We start from the raw sequence: 21,666 nt of genomic DNA on the forward strand, positions 1-21,666 counted from the left end.
CGTTGCTTTTTCAGCACCCCGGTGCTAGAATCAGCGCTAAGTTTTTCCTCTGGAAGTGCAAAATCTGATACAAACTCGTCTCACGAACGGCCTTTCCGTTTTCGTGGATAATATTCCGGGTAACTATTCTGTTTCGATTAAGATATGGGTTAGAGCCGGTAGTAACTACGAACAACAGGAGAATAATGGCATTGCTCACTTTCTTGAGCATATGATCTTCAAAGGTACTAAAACCAGGACAGCAGAGCAAATAGCAAAGGATTTCGATGAACTCGGCGGTCATTTCAATGCCTGCACCGGTAAGGGCTACACTATATACTATGCGAAAGTATTAGCAGAATACCTAGATAAGGGTATGGAGCTCCTTTCAGATGTGCTCAATAACTCTGTTTTCCCGGATGTGGAGCTGCAACGTGAAAAAATGGTGGTTCTAGAAGAAATCCTGCAGACCGAAGATACTCCGGATGATATCATTTTCGACCGTTTCTTTGAAACCATTTATCCTGATCAACCATATGGTAGACCAATTCTTGGTTCTAGGGATAATGTGAGAAATTTCACAAAGAACGATCTGACTTCATTCATAAGTGAACACTACTACCCAGAAAATATGATGCTGATTGTATCGGGTGGTGTGGACATTAATGTCTTCCTTGTCTTAGCTGAAAAATATTTCGCGGATATGAAGTCTGTGGATGTAAGTAAAAAAGATCCGGCACCGGCTGTATACCAACCCAGGGAGTACAGAGAAGAGCGAAAGTTGGAACAGACTCACATAATTTTGGGCTTTCCAGGTGTGTCATATCAGGATAGCATCGCTCAGATATATTCTTCCAAGATTCTGACTATACTCCTGGGTGCAAGCATGTCCTCAAGATTGTTCCAGGAGGTCAGGGAGAAAAGGGGGTTAGCATACTCCATCAGCGCTTTCCATTCTCCTGCTGAGACTTCCGGGATCATAGGTATTTATTCTTCCGCGGATCCGAAAAAGCTCACGGAACTGGTGACAGTTGTCCTAGAAGAATTAGTTCGTCTCGAGAGTACGCTGACTATGGAGGAAATCGAAAGAGCGAAAAAGCAAATTAAATCCTCACTCCTAATGGGTTTGGAGAGTAATGAATCGCGTGCTTCTTATATAGGAAAGTCGTTCCACTATTTCGGGAAGTACCTCGATGGTGAAACCATTACTAGAGTGATTAATGAGATAACAGTACAGGATGTTGCAGCAATTGCGAATCTCATGCTTACGGAAAAGAAAGTAAGTCTTGCTTCTATTGGTGCAAAAGATGGGTTGCCTGAGTATGAAAAGTTGCTAGATATACTAAAATGAGTCGTAATGTTTGTCTGAGAATGTGAGTCCGCTTGGAGTAAGATTGTTCAAGTTGGGTTTTTGGAGATTGTAAATGGGTATTGAGTTGCACGGGACTACTATTCTTTCTATCAGGAAGGATAACAAAGTTGTGATTATTGGGGATGGACAGGTCACTATGGGAAATGCAGTTGTAGTGAAATCAACTGCGCAGAAAGTAAAGCGCCTCTCTAATGGAAAGATTATTTCTGGATTTGCTGGTTCCACTGCGGATGCTTTTACCCTGTTTGAGCGTCTTGAATCGAAATTGGAAGCCCATCCAGGACAGTTACTGAGAGCTTGTGTGGAATTGGCGAAAGATTGGCGAACGGATAAATATCTTCGTAGGCTGGAAGCAATGATGATAGTTGCTGATGCTCGTGGTACATTTATACTGAACGGTGCAGGAGATGTCATTGAACCGGAAGACAATGTGGCTGCGATCGGTTCAGGAGGAAATTATGCCTTGGCAGCTGCCAAGGCTCTATCTAGATATGCTGACAATCTGGATGCTTATCAGATCGCAGAGTCTGCCATGAAGATAGCAGCTGGAATTTGTGTTTTCACAAATGAGAATTTCACAGTCGAAACAATTGATTGTGCTTCAAAAGATGAATGATTGGTAGTTAGATTGGCGTTTGAAAAATGAGTACAGATAAAGTCTTTAAATATTCTGCTGCGGTCGAAAAGGATGTTGCACCTCTTTTAGAGGATGCTTATTCTGCATCCCCTAAAGAGATTGTTAGCTATCTAGATAGGTTTGTCATAGGACAGAAGTTGGCTAAGAAAAAAATTGCCATCGCTATAAGGAATCGTTGGAGGAGGAATAATGTTCCAAAGCCGCTACAGGATGAGATAATTCCGAAGAATATATTGATGATCGGACCTACGGGCGTCGGAAAGACTGAAATAGCGAGACGTGTTGCAAATCTATCAGGCGCCCCATTTATAAAAGTCGAAGCAACAAAATTCACAGAAGTTGGCTATGTCGGGCGGGATGTTGAATCGATTATCAGGGATCTTGTAGATAGTGCCGTGGCACAAGTGAAAGATCAAAAACGTAGAGAGTTTGCAAAGGAAGCTGAAAGTTCAGCCAAAGAGAAAATACTTGATGCACTTGTAGGAAAAAAAGTTGAGGATGATGAAGAAGATCTTGAAGGTGGGGACTCAGGATCTGGAAAGGCTAATACAAGAGCAGTTTTCGAGAAGAAATTAGACGAGGGAAGTCTAGATGAGTCAGAGATTGAGATAAATATACGTGATATTCCGCAAAATAGTTTTCCCACAATGGATGTCCCGGGAATGCCAGGTACACAGATCGGCATGATGAATATCGGCGATATGATGAATAAGGTCTTCGGCGCCGGTAAGAAGTTCAAGAAAAAACGGGTAAAGGTAAAAGATGCTTGGAAAATTCTTATCGATGCTGAGGTCGAGGAACTTTTCGATGAGGATGCGATAGTCAAAGATGCACTTGAGCTGGTAACAACCAAGGGAATGGTCTTTATCGATGAAATAGATAAGATCTGTGCTCGCTCGGAAGTCCGTGGTGAAGTGAATAGGGAAGGTGTGCAGCGGGATCTACTGCCGTTGCTCGAGGGAACCGCAGTAGTCACGAAGTATGGGGTCGTGAAAACTGATCATATATTATTCGTCGGTTCAGGAGCGTTCCATTTTGCTAAACCCTCCGATCTTCTACCAGAGTTACAGGGTCGTCTACCAATAAGAGTGGAGCTTGATTCCCTAGATGTCGGTGATATGACACGCATACTTACAGAAACTGAATCTAGTCTACTTAAGCAGTACTGTGCGTTGTTGGAAACTGAAGGGGTCTCTCTTGAGTTTACTAAGGATGGCGTGAGTGCCATTGCTGAAGCCGCTATTACCGTCAATAGTGAAGTCGAGAACATTGGTGCAAGACGTCTTCATACGATTATGGAAACGCTGCTCGAAGAAATCAATTTTGAATCCGGGGAGAACAAGGGTAAGACCTTCTCTATTGATCGCGAGTATGTTGATAAGTATCTACAGAGCATTATCAAGAAGCTGGATCTGTCAAAATTCATTTTGTAGTATTACATGCCACGAATCGCTGTAGTTATTGTTGCTGGAGGATCTGGGTCCAGGATGCTGTCTTCCGGTTCCCCCAAGCAATATCTGAGATTTTCCGGTAAGGCAGTGCTGCAGCATACTATTGAAGCGTTTTTGGCGCATCACGAAATTAGCCGAATACAATTGGTAGTTAATCCTCTACATGATGTATATTATTCATCGATATTAGAGATTTTCGATAGGAGAATGGTTTCTAGCTCGAAGGCTGGTAGTACTCGTGCTGAGTCCGTATTTTCCGGTCTTATGGATCTAAAACGACATGAACCCGATTACGTACTCATACATGATGCGGTCAGACCACTTGTCTCACTCGGATTAATCGATGCTGTGATAAAGCATCTATTGAATGGTGCTCAAGGCGTAGTGCCTGCAATCGAGGTCCGGGATACCGTTGTGAAAAGGAGGAGTGATTATGTGGAAGGTGTTCTCGAGAGAGAAGAGTTAGTTTTTTTACAAACCCCACAAGGTTTTATTTTTAAGGAGATTCTGGATGCGTATACTGCTTCCTCTGGAAGTTATACGGATGATGTCACATTAGCGGAGACCAGCGGTATAAAAGTGAAACTTATCCCAGGGGATCAGAAAAACTTCAAGATTACATTCCCGTTCGATCTAGAGGTCGCGACTCTTTTGTTATCCTAGGTTTATCAAAGCAGACTTGATCTATTACCGTTGCCCCTCTAATTCATACTGAACTTGAAAATATAATTGAGATAGTCGATAATTTGGCCGCGCGTCTTCTTTCTCAGATAAAGTGTGTGAAAAGCTCCTGGTAAGCTTGCTGCAATGTTTACCGCCTTCTCTTGCTCATGAAATCACCTGCATAGCCTTGAGATGCTTTCCCGGCATTAGTAGGAACTCGTTTGAGGATCCCGTTTTGGAAAATGAAGTCTGCGGTTTGTCTTTCAAAAACCCAGTAGGGATCGCGGCAGGCTTTGATAAAAATGCTGAATGCGTCAATCCTTTAAGTAGGACAGGTTTTGGTTTCCTCGAACTTGGGACTGTCACATTAAAACCGCAAAAAGGGAATCCAAAACCGCGTCTGTTCAGGTTGCCTGAGGATCGTGCTGTTATAAATCGTCTTGGATTCAATAACAAGGGTGTCGAATATTTTCTAAAGCGACTTGTGAAAGCGAAATATAATCGATCGTTGCCGCCTATTGGTGTGAACATCGGGAAAAATGCCACCTCACTAGATGCCATTTCTGATTACGCACGATTAGCGAAAAGAGTGTCCAAGGTTGCTGATTATGTGACATTGAATATTTCCTCTCCAAACACTGCTAAGCTGAGGGACATGCAGAAAATCGAAATACTACAGCAGCTCTTGGTTTCCGTTAAAGCTGCTGTAGTAGAAGGGATGCCGATTTTTATTAAAGTTGCACCTGACCTCACCGATGAGGCTAAAGTAGACATTATGCAGCTTGCTGTGAAACAAAAAGTTACTGGGATCATTGTGGCAAACACTACAATTGGGTGTCGGGAGAAATTGAAGAGTAAATGTAAAGTGGAATACGGGGGTTTAAGTGGTGCTCCGCTCTTTGAGCTTTCCACGACATTGTTAAGAGAGATGTATAAATATGCAGGAGGAAGGCTTGTATTCATCGGTTGCGGTGGCGTTTCAGATGTGGAAACGGCGTACATCAAAATCAGGAATGGAGCTACACTGATTCAGGTTTATACCGCTTTCACTTACCAAGGTTTTGGGCTGCTTAATGAGATAAAAAAGGGATTAGCACAGAGAATCAAATCAGATGGATTCCGATCCATAAATGAGGCAATAGGTCTTGATGTCTAGCTGTCGTCCAGGACTAACTGTGTGTAGACTTTTTTCCATTATGCGATGGTTTCACCTTATCTGCATTATAGTACAGGTCAAACCAGTGAGGTCTATAATTATACATTGTGATCGGTTTGCGCGAGACAAAACCGGATAGGATCAATATGTTACCCAGAAGGTAGTCATAGCGGGCATTGATTGACTTTCCACCATCTAAGGTCGTGCCTTCAATGTTGATGCTTGTATCTGTTACCTCAATTATCGCGCCCAGCTCCTGCATTATTTCTATGAATTTATGAAGTTTACTACTTATCTTGAGTCCCTTGTTGTTCTCTATGGAGCTTTTACCATTTGCAGTGCAAAGCAAAAAGAGTAGAATCTGAAAATTATCTATAGAAATATCAGATTCCTTAATCGTGACACCATTGAGTCGAGCGCTTTTGACATTAATGCTACCTATTTTGTTTCCTAAATTCTTACCTGATATTGTTGTATTAATGTCGGCAGACATTTCTCTGAGGATTCTGTATACTCTGAGACGATCCTCATTCAAGCAAATACCCTCTATCGTGATTTCGGAGCCAGGGATGAGTGTTGCTGCTGCAACCAAGAAGAGCGTAATAGAAGGATCACCCGGGATTATAATATCCTGTGGACGCAGTTCAGGTATCCCACAGATGGTTGTTTTTGTATTCTCTTTGCTGCGAATGATTGTGATATCCGCACCTAAATGTTTAAGCATCAACTCAGTGTGATTCGTGCTACCAGAAAAAGGTTCCACAATGGTTGTAGTACCCTTTGTATTGAGTCCGGCCATCAAGAGCGCGCTTTTAATCTGAGAACAGGAATGTTCAAGTATATGTATATGTGGAACACAATAATCATTTCCTTTGACAATAGTTGGTAGAGTACATGAAGTTATTTCAATTCCAATATCGGAAAAGTGTTTCACACCCTTTATCTTGAACTTATCAAGGAAGTGTCCATACCCAGTAATTATCGTCTGAAAAGAATAACTGGCAACAACTCCAAGCAGGAGATGCATGGCTATTCTGGAGTTTCCAATGTTCAATACGTCCGTAGGTGCACTGAGTCCGCGTACACCGACACCATACACTTCTATTCTGGAATCCGAGATTCTTTTAATCTCCACACCGAGATGCTGTAGACAGCACATTGTACTGACGGTACTGTCAGAAATAAAAGAAGGAGAGATAGTAGACTTCCCCACAGCTTGAGCCAGAATAAATAGACCTCTTTGCAACGACGACTCGTCGGGCGGAACCTTATACAGTCCCTTCAAAGGTGCGATCTTTCTGATTGTGCAACCCTGGGTTTCCATCGTTTTTCTTCATAGAAAGCCTACGAATTCTTGTAGCTGTCGTTAGTACTGAATAAAGTGAAGTAAAGGCATCGTAGGCTACAGGTAAGTATAGACCTATTACCTTTGCATTGAAAGCAAAATATCTAAGAAGTTCATACATATGAAAGGAAGTAACGATTGTAGGCTTCTCACGCTTTCGAAGATCTATAAGTCTAGAGCACTTTCATCGACTCAAAATCCGCCAGACAGAAACACAATGACCGATCTAGTCGAATACCTTGAAAAACTTATGTAATACCGTCGGTGTAAACGTCGTCAACGTGTGGACAGATACATTCGACTTTCCTTGTTTCCTGGTCAGAGTATATTCTGCTGCGATGACTCCGCGATTTCTTCCACCTGTCAACAATGTTCCTATGATAGGCATTTTCGAAATTAATTGATTGATTCGGTACAGTGGTACTACGCTTCCGTGTAGAATGAGCTTCTCTTCAGGAATGCTCAGAATACCCATCACACTCAATCCAATAGGTGTAGCCTCCAACCATGACTCAGAAATATAAAATACATCATCTGCATACTTAAACTCTGAGAAAAATCTATCAAAAAAGATCCCTTCACCATTCAAGATATTCATTATCCCATTCAGTGAAGCTAGAGAAAGGATACGCGCCAGTATTGGTGCATCTTGTATATAGAAATTTTCTATTTTCAGGACCCCACTATTAGTTCTCATATTCTTCGTACCCATGTGTAAGGCTCCTCTACCACCTATTATACCACTTTTAAATCCAAGACCTTTTAGAAGTGTCCCAACATTTGTGCTATCTACATTGATACCTCCATCTTTACTGAATCTCGCTCGCAGAATGCTATCATCACTGAAAATCCCTGAAAGACTACCGTCACCTTCTTGTAAGGTCAGACTCAGATTATTCATTGAAATTTCATTTTTTAGTTTCAGGTTGGCTATTTTGATTGATATATTCTCATTGAGGTCACTTTTTCTATTTTCGAGCTGTGTCAGAGAGGCCAGTTTTTCTGCTCTAGACAAATCTATTGCCTCTGAAGTGATTCTCAAATTCGATGTATTTCCTTTAAGCACGTAGCTCAAATCCAGATGTGAGTCATTAATTTGCAATGCCTTGCTGTTGAATAGTGCTTCCTTGCCGTTGCTTTTACCCTCAAAACGGATGTCCATCTTTTTCCCTAAAATTTCGAGGACTTCGAAATTATGTTCCCCATCCCGAGTCTTGATTCTAAAATTAAGAATTGCACCCGGATCTTTCTCCCACCCAAAAAGTTGGGAAATGTCTTCTTGTACGTCTTTGGTTCCAATCCTACCTACTGCATCTACTTCATTGTTCGGGAGGAGGTTTATTGCTACTTCCCCAGTGACTTTACCCGCCAATGAGATAAACTCAGGCAAAAAGCCGGATTCTTTGATAGGTTCTAACTTGCTTGTACCCTTGATCGTGAACTTCGTTATTTGGTCCGTTGAATTTCTATCCAGATATAGATCTATTTTTTCTCCCGAGGAGAGTAATGTTGCCCGCATTGCGGCATCATTGTTAGTGATCTTTAGTTCCATGCTTCCATTTTCTATATGAAAAGCTTTATAGAATCGTGCTGCTTGAATATTGTCTGCCTTGATATTGATAACAGTATCTATCTCCTGAGTTGCTGAAGTTGGTATCTGCACAAGAAAATCTACAATACCTTTGCCTTTGAGCGTCCTTATAGCTACTTGCTCAGCCACCTCAGCAATAATCTGCGGGCTGAATTTTTCACCAAGTAGCACGAGTTTATTTAGATTGTTAACAAGCTCGCCCTCTATTTTGATTGCGTCGTCGTTGATTCTGATTTTACACCCTTTGCAATTTGTGCCATCAATTTCCCCCGAATGAATTATAGCTTCTAGATTACCGCCCAATAGACTCAGTTTGCCTGATACTTTTTCTACGTCAATGAAACGTTTTTCTATATCTGCAGGCTCTGTGATCGCTATTCTCGCTTTTACACCTTCGAGAATCGCGTCCTCGATTTTTAGATCTCCTGACTTACTTTCGAACTTGATATCCGCCTGTTTTATAATTCCACCTTGTATGCTTTCCTCATACCACTCTCTTGCTACAGGATTAAGATCATTCCCCCAGTATTTTAGTATGTCTCCTGCTACTAGATTCTCGATCTTTCCTTCTAATGACAGCCCGTCTTTTAGCAAGAGTCTGCCTCTGAATTCTGTACCATCGATTTTGATTTTCACATTATTGAGTTCTAGGTTTTCTAGGGTTCCATTGAACACAAAGCTTCCATTCTCGAATTGAAAATTTGATTCCTTTCTGATTTTTTTGCTTACAGATCCGCGGAGATCCCTGACTGCTCCTTGAATCTTTTTCTCATTTAAGTTCAGGACAGCATACCCACTGAAGGTGAAACTATCATTCGAAATATCAATATTGGATAGCCCTTTGATCAGAGGTGAGAAAACACTCTCGTTGGGATCGAAATTAGTCACTCTGACCGCAATGGTATCGTATTGAGACTGCACCATTTCTAATTCTATTCCCGCTTTCTCCTCGTGAATCCCAAGTTGTAAAACGTTTCTATGATTCATTTTCTTTATTCTTATGAATCCCTCACTGACTGTATAACCGTTGAATCTGATGTTTTGTATAAATAAGTCAGTGTTCAAAAGCGCGATGACGGAAAAAATATGGTCTACCTGATAGTTTTCTAGACTAATCATTTTGTCCCTCCCAGCTTCGAATGGTATCTCTATGTCTGCACCCGAGATAGTCATGTTTATTGGATACAGTTTCGTGAAAGGAAAGTTCCAATGAAAAGAGAATCGGAGTTCCTCGATGAAAGCTACTTTTTTAGATCCCAGATCGACGGTAACTTTACTTAGTACTAACTCTTTAAAATTATCGGAATTCCTAATATCGAAGTCAGTGAAGGAAATATGGCTTCCAGTCTTGAATTTGCTGAAACGGCTGTTGATGTAATATTCGACAAACTTCTGTGATAAGTTCTTGTTGTACTTGTAGACTAAAAACGGCGAGAAAACGGCAAGCAAGAAGAGAAGTATAACGATCTTTACCTTCATCGACAAAAATACCCCGGAGGAAGTGGAAATGCAAAAGTCTGGACAAAGCAGCTGATCGAACTATTCCGTGCTAGCTTCCACTCTGGAAAAGATGTTCTAATCTAATGATCTGGCCACATACATCCAATCCCAATTCTATTGTATAAGTTCAGCGTTTTCCAACACCTCCGTACAGGACGAAGCTTGTCACGGCTACCAATCCGATGAACGCAGTGAGTGAGTACACCAGAGCGATATCTATGGAATTGCTATCAACTGTGAGATTTGGATATAAACAAGCGAGGATCATTGCATGTGTAGCTAGAGAGTTAGCAGCTAGGATCTTACTATGTTTTTCTGAGAAAAATATCACACCAAGCAGGAGTACAGCCATGCTGCTCAGTAGTATCGTCAATGTAGCAAAAAACATCTAAGTTGTTGAGACCTTTTAGAGCTTCGCCTTTAATAGTAAACCAGATTCTCATAATCTCATAATTGGATGGGAAGAGAGTCTTTGTAGTCTAGATACCGAGTTTGCAAGATAGGTACCTTGCCCTTAACATGATTGCTAGTCTAGCAGGTAAATTTATCACCTTAATGAGTCTTGGAGTTTCAACTACGCAGGCCTTGATACTTGCCGCGGGTAATTCTAGTCGAATGAATTCCCAGTTACCGAAGGTAGTGCATAGAGTAGGTGGCCTCGAACTTATTAATCACAATTTGCTTTTACTGCAGGAGCTTGGATTTGAAGAGGCTGTTATGGTCTGCGGTCCCCAATTGGATTTTGTTGATGTTACCCATATTTCCGTTAGGAAGGTTTTCCAGCGTGAAAAGAAAGGTACAGCTCATGCGGTGAAATGTGCCTTACCAGAACTTCATAGCAGGAATGTCCTGATTTTATATGGGGATGTTCCTTTGATTTCTAAGGGGACAATAGAAGCGTTGTTAGAAAGTCAGGAAAAGTATGATGCTACACTACTTGGCTTCCCAGTGATGGATTCCTCTTCAGAGTATGGACGTCTTATGATTACCGAAGGGAAAGTTTCTAGGATTATTGAGTATTCAGAGCTTGAGGGGGAACAGAAGCAAGTACTAAATTTTGCCAATTCTGGTATTCTCTGCATAGATGTGAAACTACTCAAAGAATACATCAGCCTTGTCGATGCTTCAAATAGGCAAGGGGAGTACTATTTGACGGATGTTGTGAACCTCATGGCCCGGGATTCCAGGAATGTAGGGTTCAATATTATCCAGGAAAGTGAGGGGATAGGTATCAATACTCAGGCTGATCTTTCTCGTGCTGAGAGATTCTTTCAGGAGAGGAAGAGGGCTAGATTTCTAAGTGCTGGTGTTAGGTTGATTGATCCTGATACTGTCTACTTCGCATATGATACGTATATAGAGTCCGATGTGATAGTGCATCCGAATGTGATATTTTTCCCTGGTGTGAAGGTATTCCGAGGTGCTGAGATTCTACCATTTTCTCTTTTGGAAGGTGTCGCCATTGGTTCTGCTGCGAAAGTGGGGCCGTTCGCAAGAATACGCGGTAGCAGTGATATCGGTGGAAATGCAGTCATAGGGAATTTCGTGGAAGTAAAAAACAGCACAATTGGGCAAGGTGTGAAGGTCAAACATCTGAGTTATATAGGTGATGCATCAATTGGTGATCAGACCAACATTGGAGGGGGAACTGTGATCTGTAATTTTGATTTTGAAAAAAAGCATCATACGCAAATTGATAAAAAATGCTTCATAGGTGGAAATAATACTATTGTTGCCCCAGTGAGAATCCACGCTGAGGCTCGTACCGCTGCTGGGAGTACCATCACATCAGACGTGCCGCCTAAAAAGTTGGGAATCTCAAGGGCAATGCAAGTAAACAAATCCATAAAATAACATCCATCACTACTCCTCAGGTCATCGAGTGGATTTCCCTGCATCCTACGCAGAGGACTTGTAGCATGGCAGCATCACTATGTATTGTAAGCCTCAATGTCTGAAATGCCTCATCCTTGTGAAGATCATTCCGATGTTATGTTTGTTAGCTGCTTCTATTACTTCGTTATCTTTTATCGAGCCACCAGGCTGGATAATGGCAGTGACCCCACTTTTCGCAGCAAGCTCTATACTGTCTGCAAATGGGAAAAAAGCATCTGAAGCCATCACGAGCCCTTGATTTCCCTGCGTTTTTTCAAGCGCTATTTCGACACTCTTAACTCGACTCATCTGACCTGCACCTATTCCCACAGTGGTGTAATTCCGAGCAGTGACTATAGCGTTTGATTTCACATACTTACAGACTTTCCAGGCAAAAATCAGTTGATTTGTCTCTTCATCATCTGGAGCTCTGTTCGTGACAACTTCGAAATCCTGGAAAAGTTTGGCGTTACAAGACTGTACCAAGAAACCTCCAAGTAAACTTATGAAATGTCTATCAGGCTGTGTGTATTTCTTATATATAAGGACTCGCAGATTCGTTTTAGTTTGTAGCATTAGTTCTGCATCCTGAGTAATACCAGTCGCAACTACGACTTCAAAGAAAGTCTTGGATATTTTTTCCGCTACGTCTTTTGTCACGATTTGGTTGAAAGCGACTACGCCTCCAAATGCACTCAGTGAATCTGCAGCAAATGCGTTATCATAGGCCTCATATAAGCTATCCTTGCTTACGGACACACCACAAGGATTGTTGTGCTTTATGATCGCACATGCGGGACTGGAAAAATTAGCTACAATCGCTAGTGCACTATCGAGATCCAATAGGTTGTTGTAACTCAGCTCTTTGCCCTGGATCTTTTTAAATGGAAGCTCTCCGTCAGAGTAAAAAGAAGCGTTCTGATGAGGATTCTCTCCATATCTGAAATCAGTTCTTTTCGTCAAGGATATGTTTATGTTCTCGGGCAGCGTCAATGACGAGGAAAACCAATCTGCGATTTTACAGTCATACCTTGCTACACGCATGAAGGTTTTTCTTGCCATCTTGGTCCTGAAAGCTAACGTGCAGTTCACGTCAAACAGAGCGTAATCACTTGGATCAGAGAGAACACAAACATTCCTGAAATTTTTTGCAGCTGACCTCAATAGTGAGACCCCCCCTATATCTATATTCTCGATTATCTCATTTTCCGAAGCGCTTTTTCGTACATGCTCCTCAAATGGGTACAGGTTGACTACGACCAAATCTATCGAATGTATTTCATACTTTGCCATCTCGGAACTATGTAAATCGGGATCTGCCAGTATACCCACATGAATAGTCGGATGAAGAGTCTTCACTCTGCCATTTAATATTTCTGGAGAGCCTGTATAATCAGATAGCCTTATTGCATCGATTCCATTCTCCAGAAGGTATTCATAAGTTTTTCCAGTTGCAATGATTTCGGCGTTTACAACTTTCAATTTATTTGCAAGTGACAAGAGGTTGGTCTTATCATAAACAGATATCAGGGCTCTTTTTATCATCTTACTCTGATCAAATTCAAAGAAATCTTTGTGCCACTCTTTATCCCGAGTACACAAAATAAGACTTCATCAACGAAACTACAGCACTAAGATAGATGAGAAACATCCAACAGTAATCCTAGAATAAACTGCCTTCTTACGCTATATGAGAGTACTACCACTTTCTATTTTTATTGTCTAGAACTCCAGGAAATGATTCTCTAATTGATGGAAATTTTTCAAGGATTGTCCCTACTTTTTCCTAAGCCAGATCATTTCCTCGAACACATCGAAACACTTTGCCGCTGAGTTTATGTGGTAGAGTTGATGTAGTTCAGCGATGCCTGCTATTGATGTGACATTTATTTCCGTTATTTTTTCTGCAATTAGGTCTATTCCTGCGAGGGTTATACCACGTTCTTTCAAATCTGAAGCGATTCTATAGCATTTCTCTTCCTCATTCGAAGTGAGTATGCAGGAGGAAAAATCTCCTCCCTTGCACATGTTGGTGATGAAACTACCCTCTTTCTTCCTTCGGAAACAGCCAAGGAGTTTCCCATCTAACACCACGACTCTCTTATCACCGTCTTCAAGAACGGATTCCTCAAATTTTTGAGCTACTATTGGCGTTCCAGTTTTGGAGATAAGTTCATGGATTTTTTCCTGTGTTGACTCGTCGAATGATTCAAATTTCATTACGTCATCTCCACCGAACTCATATAATGGCTTCAGTACCACTGATTTGTATTGTTCGAAGAACAATTGTATGTTCCGGATTTCTCTGGAAATAAGGGTCGGCGGAGCGTCATTATAGTAGTCCACGAATTTTTCAGGGAAACCACGTACTGCTTCTGGTTCATTGATAACAAGTGTTCCACATCGCTCGAGCATGTAGGTCGCAGTGATGTAGCTCATATCAAATGGAGGATCGTTCCTCATAAGTAGCATATCCAAGGTACTGAGATTCACCTCTTCTTCCTTCTCGGATAGTGATACTTTTCCCTCGGAGGATGTTGTAACCATCTTTCCTCTTGCTGATACACGACCATCCCATATAGAGAGCGTCTCTACCGGATAGATGAAAATATTACACTCTCTTTCTAGAGCTTCTCCGATGAGGTAAGTAGTACTTTTTCCGAGATTGGACAGAGATATTACTTGGATTCCTATTTTCACTACCGTTTTCTTTCTCAGATCTGTTGAAGTTAAGTTATACAGTTTCTTTTTGAGAATCAAAATGTGTCTTCGTTTTGGACTGACTGAGTCCAAAAAATTATCAAGGGAACATCCCAGTTTTTCATCAATGGAGTTACAGTTTGTGCTCTCACATTGTCAGGCCAATTGAATTATGAAATCTGAGAAAAGTATCAAGGCGGATTTCCGTTTTAATGAGTGGAAGGTCAGTTACTTACTATTCCAGGTGCTTCTGCTACTTTGTTCGACGTATATTGGTTCCTAATGCATTCTCCTCACGATGTTGACAATACGCTCTGCTTCCCCGGGGCCATATCTGTCATTATATGCTCTAGTATCAAATGCATCACCTGTTAGGTCTACATTTATTGGGGTTCCATTGTGTTGCGAGACTTTCAGTTGATAATCCGAATGCCGACGCATTATGTCATTCCTTGTGTTCTGTTGTTGAGTCAGTAATGTGCGTAGTGCCTTTTCTAAGGATGGGAGCAGCATCCGAACTGGGTGTCCTGGACGAAAACGTGACCCAGTTGCAAGTGAAAGCGTTGCATAAGTTAATTGGAATATCCCAGGATGCAATGCAGGAGTATACCTTAAAAGTGGCTGATTTTTTATCACAGCATTCTTGATCAACCCACTCATAATCTGCTGTTTATTAAGGCCCTTTATATCTATCATTACGATAAATGCTGATACTCGAACTGGATAATGCTAATTCTGGATCGCAAGGATTGTGTCATTAGATAATCTTTAGATTCTGACATTACCTTCCTATACTCTTTTTGTAAAGGAGTAACCCTAGGTTGCTTTGCATGCGTGAGTGTTGTGTTATAATCTTGGTGTCCGTATTCAGCTAGGTCAAATTGAAAATTATAAAGAGATTATGTATTTCAGGGCGTTCTGTGTGGCCTATCATAGAGGGTGGTAAAGGAGTCGCTGTCAGTGACGGTGTTTCATCTGGCGCTTTCGCTGCTGCCGGTTGTGTTGGGACGTTCTCCGGGGTGAACGCAAAACTCATCGACGATAATGGTGAGGTGGTGCCACTCAGGTATCACAGCAAGACCAGGAAGGGTAGGCACGATGAACTGATGGAGTATAGCATCGAAGGTGCTATAAGCCAGGCCAGGATCGCTCATGAGTGCTCCAGAGGTGAGGGAAGACTCCACATGAATGTGCTCTGGGAAATGGCAGGTGTCGAAAGAGTATTGGAGGGCGTGCTTTCGAAAGTGAGTAACTTGATACACGGCATCACGTGTGGTGCTGGTATGCCTTATAAGCTTGCGGAAATTGCGACTCGATATAGAGTGTATTACTATCCGATAGTTTCCTCTGCTAAGGCGTTTAGAATATTATGGAAGCGCTCCTACAGAAAGCTTAGTGAGTTTCTCGGAGGTGTTGTGTATGAAGATCCGTGGCTTGCTGGGGGACACAACGGCCTGAGTAATACTGATAGGCCGGATAATATTCAGGATCCGCATCCCAGGGTTGTCGAGCTACGAACACTGATGAATGAAAACGGGTTGACACAAGTTCCTATAGTCATGGCTGGCGGAGTTTGGTCTCTTTCGGATTGGCAGCACTTCATAGACAGTGATGAGGTTGGAGCTATCGCATTTCAGTTTGGTACGCGGCCTTTGATTACCCAAGAAAGCCCAATTTCCAGGCAGTGGAAGGAGAAACTACTCAGAACAAAAAAGGGCGAAGTTCTATTGCACAAGTTCAGTCCGACTGGATTTTACTCATCGTCACTAAAAAATGCCTTTATACGAGAGCTTGTCGATCGCTCAGAAAGGCAGGTTCCTTATGTGGAAGTTGAGAAAGAAGAGTTCATTGTCCCATTTGAGTATGGTACTCGAAGGAAAAAAGTCTTTATCCGACATTGTGACGAAACATCAGTCAGGAAGTGGCTATCAGAGGGATATGAGGAAGTTGTTAAAACCCCAGATGGTACTATTTTGTTTCTCACGCCCGAGAAGTTTGCCGAAATTAGAAATGATCAAATAGAGTGTATGGGCTGTTTGAGTCATTGTAAATTCAGTAACTGGAAGGATCATGATGATTATACAACCGGCGAATTACCAGATCCGCGGAGTTTCTGTATACAGAAGACCCTACAAAACATAATATACGGCGCTGATCCTGATCGTGAGTTGGCCTTTGCTGGACATAATGCACACAGATTTTCCACAGATCCTCTATACAAGGATGGATATATACCAACGGTAAAAGAACTAGTTGAGAAAATCTTAGCTGGTGAGTGATTTTTCCGAGCATCATCCCTAAGTAAGTGTATTTGTTCTGTTGATAGTGCTGTCACAGCCATCTCTTAGGGTTGTGATTTCCTGTAAGAGCCTGGTCGATATAGGTTTCCCTTTGCGAAGTGCTTCTCTATCCAGCAGACTGATAAATTCTATAACTGATTCTATTGATCTCTCCACACGATGCAGTATCAGATCAACAATTCTCTCAGGGACCCTAATCTGACGTAAATAAAACTGCTTCCTTACAATAACACGTAACAATTCATCATCCGGCGATGGAATTGTGAATGTCGTAGTCGCGCGCAGCCTTGAACGTAGGTCAGGTAATACATTTGAGAATTCCAGACTTCTTGTAGTCATCAGAAGCATTTTTTTATTTTCCACGGCGTTATTGTAGATGTGGAGTAGTGCTTCAATTTCCGCTTGAGTCTTTAATTCATCTATATCATCGACGAGACAGTTATGATACATCGAAAATGTCGTTTCTTTCTCCAAATTGGAGAGGATGCGTGCATTGTGCTTCGATACCCAAATCCTTCCTATATGTGTCTTCCCGGATTTAGAATCCCCCTTGATGATGATTGGCGGCTGATGTGACTGATTTCCAATCACGGAATTATACACTTCTGCATTGCTGTCAGAGATGAAATAGTCCACCTCTGAATAATCATTTTTCCTTTCTGGGTGATCAATGAGTATCAACTGTTTCATCTATGTAGTATGAGCTTTCCTTATAATATGCGACACCCAACCGAACAAATCCCGCAGCTATGGATGCAAAAGGTACTGCTAAAAGTATACCAGTAAATCCAAACAGGATACCTCCAATCGTGATCGCGAATATAATCCAAAGTGGATGTAAATTCACACTTTTACTCAAAAGTTTTGGGGATAGAATCATACTCTCTGTTATACCGCATGCAATGAAGATTAGGGTTATGGGTAGCACATCGAGAACATTCGAAGCATTAGAGAAAGCTACTAAGTGCGCGATAACCAGTCCAGTTATATTCCCAAGATAAGGTATGATTGTGAGTATGCCTGTCGAGACACCGATGAGAAAGTAATATGGTAGGCCAGCGAAAAATAACAGAACTGTATATAAGATCGCGAGAATAAGGGAGATTTTCGCTTGTCCTGAAAGATATCCAGATATACTCGCACTTATCAATTGCGCATCGATTTTGAAAGCTTTCCTATACCTTAAAGGTACCATTTCCCTTACCGAGGAGACTATGACAGGCCAATCGTCGAGTAAGTAGAATGTAATTAGCGGAGTAAAGATCACCAAGATGATGCCATTTGCAACCGCAAGTGTGGAGTCCCATAAATGCTGAGTAATTTGCGAAGAAAGTTGTGGTAGGAGTGCTAATGTATAGTCCAGCACTGATGCTATCCCTTGTGTTTCGAGGAAATTGTATAAGTTTGGAGCAACAGTCTGCAGGTGCTTGTTGATCGAAGCAAGAAGCTGTGGAGCTCCACTCAGAAAAAGGATAAGTTGATGATACAGCAGCGGCAGAGCTAGTGACAATATTATGACAACTAGAATGCTTAAGAGAGTCACTATGAAGAAAGAAGCAAGCTTCCGTGAACCCAGCATGATAGCTAATTTTGTTGTATATCCTTCGAGAAAACATGCAAAGATAAAAGCAAATACAAAAGCTAAGAGCATAAGATACGGAATCTGCGTCTAGGTGAGTTTATAACAGTAACATTTTTGTGTGCAAATTAAACTTAACAGTCTGATAATGCACACAATTCTGTCTGAATTGATTGTACACCACGGTCAATTTACTTTTCTCTCCACGTCCGAGTAGCGCAAGTATTACTCTTCAGTTTAGCAGATCATTGCTGTAGTGTGGGCTCATTTAGTTTTTGGTTTATCAGGCATGAGCATCAGCAGAGCAGGTGTCAGGAACAACGTCAGAATAGTCGTAAAAGATAATCCTCCAGCTACAGTGGTTGAGAGACTTTGCCACCACTGTGTCGCTGGTGCTCCGTATGTGATCCCGAAGTTTATAAAATCTATAGTAATGCACCCTACCATTGGTAATAGCCCTAACACTGTTGTTCCAGAAGTGAGTAATATTGGTCTGAATCTGGATAATGCAGCCCTCATAATCGAGTGCTTCTTATCCTCAGATTCACTTGCATAGTCGTTATATGCATCAATGAGGAGTATATTGTTATTCACCACAATGCCCGCCAGAGAAATGATCCCTATACCACTCATGACAACTATGAACGGCTGATGTGTGATTAGCAAACCTAAAATTACTCCACCAGTCGATAAAACCACTGCGGCGATGATAATGAAAACCTGATAAAAACTGTTGAACTGTAATAACAGTATTAATATCATGCAGAATACTGAAGCAACAAATGCTACTAACAAAAAGCGTGAAGTCTCCTCTTGTTCCTGTTGCTCGCCTTTGAACCTAATACTTAACGATGATAATTCTGGCCGGTTTTTAATTGCTTTCTCTAATGTGCTCACTATGTTATGTGCCAGGAATCCAGGCAATACATCTGCATGTATGTGTATTGTCGGATCAGAGTTTACACGCTTCACTGAAGTGACTTTGTTTTCAGGCTTTATTGTCAGGAATGACGATAACGGCACTAGGCCATTATGCGAAGGAATCATCATATTCATTACTGATGCTACGTTTCTCTCCTTTTCAGGGAGAACTAATAGGATGTCCAATTTCTCATCATAGTCGTCTCCCCTGTATTCACCAACAAGTGCACCCTTAGTTGCGAGCATAACATAGTGTCCAATAGTAGCTGTATCAACCCCATATAGACTAGCCTTCTTCTTATCTATCACTATAGACCAGCCAAGTTTTTCAGTTATGGCATCATCCGTAATACTCGTTGCGCCTTTTATATTAGTAATGAGACTCTTAATGACCATAGCGCCATGTCTGACATTTTCATATGACGTGCCGCTTACAGCAATTTTGATTGGCTTCTCCTGTATAGGGCCATCCCTCTGGATTAGAAGCTCGAACTGTATTCCTTCAATTGAAGCAATTTTTTCTTCCACCTCACTGTTGATCTCACGGACAGTCCTACGTTTCTTCCAGTCGATTAATTCGATTTGTATCTTTCCTATCGCATCATTGTCTAGTGTCCCGATCGTTGTATAACAGGTTTTTATTCCAGGCAACGAACAAATTTTCTCCTCAGCACTTTCGACAATTTGCCTCTTTTGCTTGAGTGTGAGGTTATCACTTGCCTTGATCAAGACTGTAGTACTCTTCGGATCTACGTTAGGTAAAAATTGGAATCCCTTACCGAAAAACCAGTAACCTACTATACCAAGTAACACAATCATCAGAATTGATGTAATCAGTGTTTTGGGGTAGTCCAAGAATTTATCTAATAACTTGTAATATTTTGCATGTATACCACTCATTGCGCTTGCATCCCCTGAGTCTATTGCAGCGATTCTTTTTATCTTGTCTGGGTCTGAGGTTGATGGGGTACCTATCATGCTTCCTAGTACCGGTGTGAATACTATGGACATTACCACTGATGCAGAGAGCGTAAAAATCAGCGTAATCGGAAGAAATTTCATGAATTTCCCTGCCAAGCCCGGCCAGAAAAGGAGAGGTACTAGTACTATCAAAGTCGTGCCGGTAGAGGATAATACGGGCCAGAACATTTTTGCAGCTGCTGCACGATATGCAAGTGTAGGTGAAAGACCAACAAGCATTTTCCTATCGGCATACTCATTGACTATTACTGCTGCATCTACAATCATCCCAATTGACATGATTAGGCTGAACAGAACTACGATATTCATCGTGAATCCCATTACGTAAATCAGAAGCACTCCGACAAGAAGGGAACCTGGTATTGTAAAAGCTGTCATGAATGCTATTTTCCATCCTATGTAGATAGCCATCACTCCTACCACCAAGATGGTCGTCAATATGACATTATTTTTCAAATCTATTAGTACCTCTGTGACCTCTTTTGAAGTATCAAACTCTATTGAGATCCGCACACCCTCGGATAGAGTTCTTTTCAGTGATATTACTTCCGCGTTTACCTGTTGGATGGTTTCTAAAAGGTTTTTTCCGATCATTTTGGACACCTCAACAACGATTGTGTCCACCCCGTTGATCCTTGAGATGCTTTTTTCTTTTTCAAGTACCGTTTCGACCTTTGCTACATCACCAATGGTTAAGAGGCTGTCTCCATGAGCCAATACAGGGAGCTCCTTAATTTTATTTACTTGTTCGACTAAACCATTCACCGAGATCGAGTACTCAGTGCCAGGGAAACTCCCAGAAGGAATGAGAATATTATTCTGTGTTAATGTCTGGACAATGTTATGCATGCTTATGTTGTATGCCATCAGCATTTTTGGATCGACTGTAATCTCTACAATCGTATTGCGTTTTCCGATCATCTTAGTTGAAAGCACATTCGGAAGAGAATTCAGTCTTTTCTGGAGTTTTGACGCAATTTTTAATGTCTCTTCCGTTCCAAGATCACTCGAAACCACTACTGCCACCACCGGTATCAATTCTGTGCTGATGCGTTTTATAGTCGGTCTGAAAGTATTATTTGGTAATTTATTCATTACCTTGTCCAGCTCGTCTCTTATACTTGCTATGGCTTTCGCACTATCGAATCCAAAATCAAACTCCATCAGTATGTGCGATGTATTTTCCATCGACTGTGATGTGATTTCTTTGAGATGCTCTATAGAACGAAGTGAATCCTCAAGTTGCTGTGAGAGAAATTTAGCACTGTCCTTAGCCGAAATTCCGCCTAGAACCGTATTCACCAGAATATATGGTACTTCCGCACTAGGTGCTTGTTCTTTCGGAATCACGAAGCAGGCATAAGATCCAAAAGCGATCAAGATCAACCAAAGCACTATGACCGCTTTGTTTCTTTTCAATAAAAAGTCCAACATCAACTCAATCAAGATGAAATCATGTCGATTCTAGACTGATACGGCTTAGAGCTCTTAGTACTATCTACGATAGGGGAGGGAAGCATTAGGAGTATCAACTTAGTGGTTCAAAGATACCATATGTAACTCAGCAAGTGCTAGCATGTAACTTTGACCCATACTGAAACCCCCATATCAAGTGA

The 21,666-nt window shown here is 41.5% G+C and carries 16 protein-coding genes; 7 read left to right on the top strand and 9 right to left on the bottom strand.

Annotation, left to right across the window (positions count from 1 at the left end; all coding sequences use genetic code 11):
* The first annotated feature begins 55 nt into the window (after positions 1-55).
* The 5 genes from NHE_RS00670 (at position 56) to NHE_RS00690 (ending at position 5,258) form a co-directional block, all read left to right on the top strand.
* Entirely contained in the window at positions 56-1,330 is a 1,275-nt protein-coding gene (locus NHE_RS00670) for a M16 family metallopeptidase (protein ID WP_038558877.1), read from the top strand.
* A gap of 73 nt (positions 1,331-1,403) precedes the next feature.
* The gene (hslV, locus tag NHE_RS00675; RefSeq protein ID WP_038558880.1) at positions 1,404-1,967 is read left to right on the top strand and encodes an ATP-dependent protease subunit HslV; all 564 of its coding nucleotides are present in this window, start codon (positions 1,404-1,406) and stop codon (positions 1,965-1,967) included.
* Between the two features lie 26 nt (positions 1,968-1,993).
* A complete protein-coding gene (gene hslU, locus NHE_RS00680; protein WP_038558883.1) occupies positions 1,994-3,421 on the top strand; it encodes an ATP-dependent protease ATPase subunit HslU in 1,428 nt (475 codons plus the stop codon).
* A gap of 6 nt (positions 3,422-3,427) precedes the next feature.
* The gene (gene ispD, locus NHE_RS00685) at positions 3,428-4,102 is read left to right on the top strand and encodes a 2-C-methyl-D-erythritol 4-phosphate cytidylyltransferase (RefSeq protein ID WP_038558886.1); all 675 of its coding nucleotides are present in this window, start codon (positions 3,428-3,430) and stop codon (positions 4,100-4,102) included.
* 112 nt (positions 4,103-4,214) lie between these two features.
* Positions 4,215-5,258 carry a quinone-dependent dihydroorotate dehydrogenase gene (locus tag NHE_RS00690; RefSeq protein ID WP_038558889.1) on the top strand — a complete coding sequence of 348 codons (1,044 nt, stop codon included), beginning with the start codon at positions 4,215-4,217 and terminating at the stop codon, positions 5,256-5,258.
* Positions 5,259-5,271: 13 nt separating this feature from the next.
* On the opposite strand, the gene NHE_RS00695 is transcribed toward NHE_RS00690, so the two are convergent.
* The 3 genes from NHE_RS00695 to NHE_RS00705 form a co-directional block, all read right to left on the bottom strand.
* A complete protein-coding gene (locus NHE_RS00695; protein ID WP_038558892.1) occupies positions 5,272-6,582 on the bottom strand; it encodes a 3-phosphoshikimate 1-carboxyvinyltransferase in 1,311 nt (436 codons plus the stop codon).
* Between the two features lie 247 nt (positions 6,583-6,829).
* Positions 6,830-9,673 carry a YhdP family protein gene (locus tag NHE_RS00700; protein ID WP_038558895.1) on the bottom strand — a complete coding sequence of 948 codons (2,844 nt, stop codon included), beginning with the start codon at positions 9,671-9,673 and terminating at the stop codon, positions 6,830-6,832.
* A gap of 148 nt (positions 9,674-9,821) precedes the next feature.
* Complete coding sequence (locus NHE_RS00705; protein WP_038558898.1) at positions 9,822-10,082, bottom strand: monovalent cation/H+ antiporter complex subunit F; 261 nt, start codon at positions 10,080-10,082, stop codon at positions 9,822-9,824.
* Positions 10,083-10,186: 104 nt separating this feature from the next.
* Here NHE_RS00705 and glmU point away from each other — a divergent pair, with 104 nt between their 5' ends.
* Positions 10,187-11,548 carry a bifunctional UDP-N-acetylglucosamine diphosphorylase/glucosamine-1-phosphate N-acetyltransferase GlmU gene (gene glmU, locus NHE_RS00710; protein WP_232215002.1) on the top strand — a complete coding sequence of 454 codons (1,362 nt, stop codon included), beginning with the start codon at positions 10,187-10,189 and terminating at the stop codon, positions 11,546-11,548.
* Positions 11,549-11,641: 93 nt separating this feature from the next.
* On the opposite strand, the gene purH is transcribed toward glmU, so the two are convergent.
* The 3 genes from purH to NHE_RS00725 all read right to left on the bottom strand — a co-directional run bounded on the left by purH (position 11,642) and on the right by NHE_RS00725 (position 14,965).
* Complete coding sequence (gene purH / locus NHE_RS00715; protein WP_038558901.1) at positions 11,642-13,114, bottom strand: bifunctional phosphoribosylaminoimidazolecarboxamide formyltransferase/IMP cyclohydrolase; 1,473 nt, start codon at positions 13,112-13,114, stop codon at positions 11,642-11,644.
* A 231-nt stretch (positions 13,115-13,345) separates the two neighbouring features.
* A complete protein-coding gene (locus tag NHE_RS00720; protein WP_038560389.1) occupies positions 13,346-14,269 on the bottom strand; it encodes an ATP-grasp domain-containing protein in 924 nt (307 codons plus the stop codon).
* Positions 14,270-14,548: 279 nt separating this feature from the next.
* Complete coding sequence (locus tag NHE_RS00725) at positions 14,549-14,965, bottom strand: hypothetical protein (protein WP_038558905.1); 417 nt, start codon at positions 14,963-14,965, stop codon at positions 14,549-14,551.
* 185 nt (positions 14,966-15,150) lie between these two features.
* Here NHE_RS00725 and NHE_RS00730 point away from each other — a divergent pair, with 185 nt between their 5' ends.
* Entirely contained in the window at positions 15,151-16,548 is a 1,398-nt protein-coding gene (locus tag NHE_RS00730; protein WP_038558908.1) for an NAD(P)H-dependent flavin oxidoreductase, read from the top strand.
* A gap of 18 nt (positions 16,549-16,566) precedes the next feature.
* Here the strand turns inward: NHE_RS00730 and NHE_RS00735 are convergent, their stop codons facing one another.
* The 3 genes from NHE_RS00735 to NHE_RS00745 form a co-directional block, all read right to left on the bottom strand.
* A complete protein-coding gene (locus NHE_RS00735; RefSeq protein WP_051579506.1) occupies positions 16,567-17,259 on the bottom strand; it encodes a P-loop NTPase family protein in 693 nt (230 codons plus the stop codon).
* Complete coding sequence (locus NHE_RS00740) at positions 17,237-18,220, bottom strand: AI-2E family transporter (RefSeq protein WP_038558911.1); 984 nt, start codon at positions 18,218-18,220, stop codon at positions 17,237-17,239. The genes NHE_RS00735 and NHE_RS00740 overlap by 23 nt, the downstream gene beginning before the upstream one ends.
* 192 nt (positions 18,221-18,412) lie before the next feature.
* Positions 18,413-21,484 (bottom strand): efflux RND transporter permease subunit, encoded by a 3,072-nt coding sequence (locus tag NHE_RS00745; protein WP_038558914.1) that lies wholly within the window; start codon positions 21,482-21,484, stop codon positions 18,413-18,415.
* Positions 21,485-21,666: the final 182 nt, after the last annotated feature.

It is taken from the genome of Neorickettsia helminthoeca str. Oregon, from assembly GCF_000632985.1.
In the GTDB taxonomy this organism is placed as follows: Bacteria; Pseudomonadota; Alphaproteobacteria; order Rickettsiales; family Anaplasmataceae; genus Neorickettsia; species Neorickettsia helminthoeca.

Coding starts and splice junctions, on each gene's coding strand:
- hslV (WP_038558880.1), top strand. CDS start 1,404: ATGGGTATTGAGTTGCACGGGACTACTATTCTTTCTATCAGGAAGGAT.
- hslU (WP_038558883.1), top strand. CDS start 1,994: ATGAGTACAGATAAAGTCTTTAAATATTCTGCTGCGGTCGAAAAGGAT.
- ispD (WP_038558886.1), top strand. CDS start 3,428: ATGCCACGAATCGCTGTAGTTATTGTTGCTGGAGGATCTGGGTCCAGG.
- NHE_RS00695 (WP_038558892.1), bottom strand. CDS start 6,582: ATGGAAACCCAGGGTTGCACAATCAGAAAGATCGCACCTTTGAAGGGA.
- NHE_RS00700 (WP_038558895.1), bottom strand. CDS start 9,673: ATGAAGGTAAAGATCGTTATACTTCTCTTCTTGCTTGCCGTTTTCTCG.
- NHE_RS00705 (WP_038558898.1), bottom strand. CDS start 10,082: ATGTTTTTTGCTACATTGACGATACTACTGAGCAGCATGGCTGTACTC.
- purH (WP_038558901.1), bottom strand. CDS start 13,114: ATGATAAAAAGAGCCCTGATATCTGTTTATGATAAGACCAACCTCTTG.
- NHE_RS00725 (WP_038558905.1), bottom strand. CDS start 14,965: ATGATAGATATAAAGGGCCTTAATAAACAGCAGATTATGAGTGGGTTG.
- NHE_RS00735 (WP_051579506.1), bottom strand. CDS start 17,259: ATGAAACAGTTGATACTCATTGATCACCCAGAAAGGAAAAATGATTAT.
- NHE_RS00740 (WP_038558911.1), bottom strand. CDS start 18,220: ATGCTCTTAGCTTTTGTATTTGCTTTTATCTTTGCATGTTTTCTCGAA.
- NHE_RS00745 (WP_038558914.1), bottom strand. CDS start 21,484: ATGTTGGACTTTTTATTGAAAAGAAACAAAGCGGTCATAGTGCTTTGG.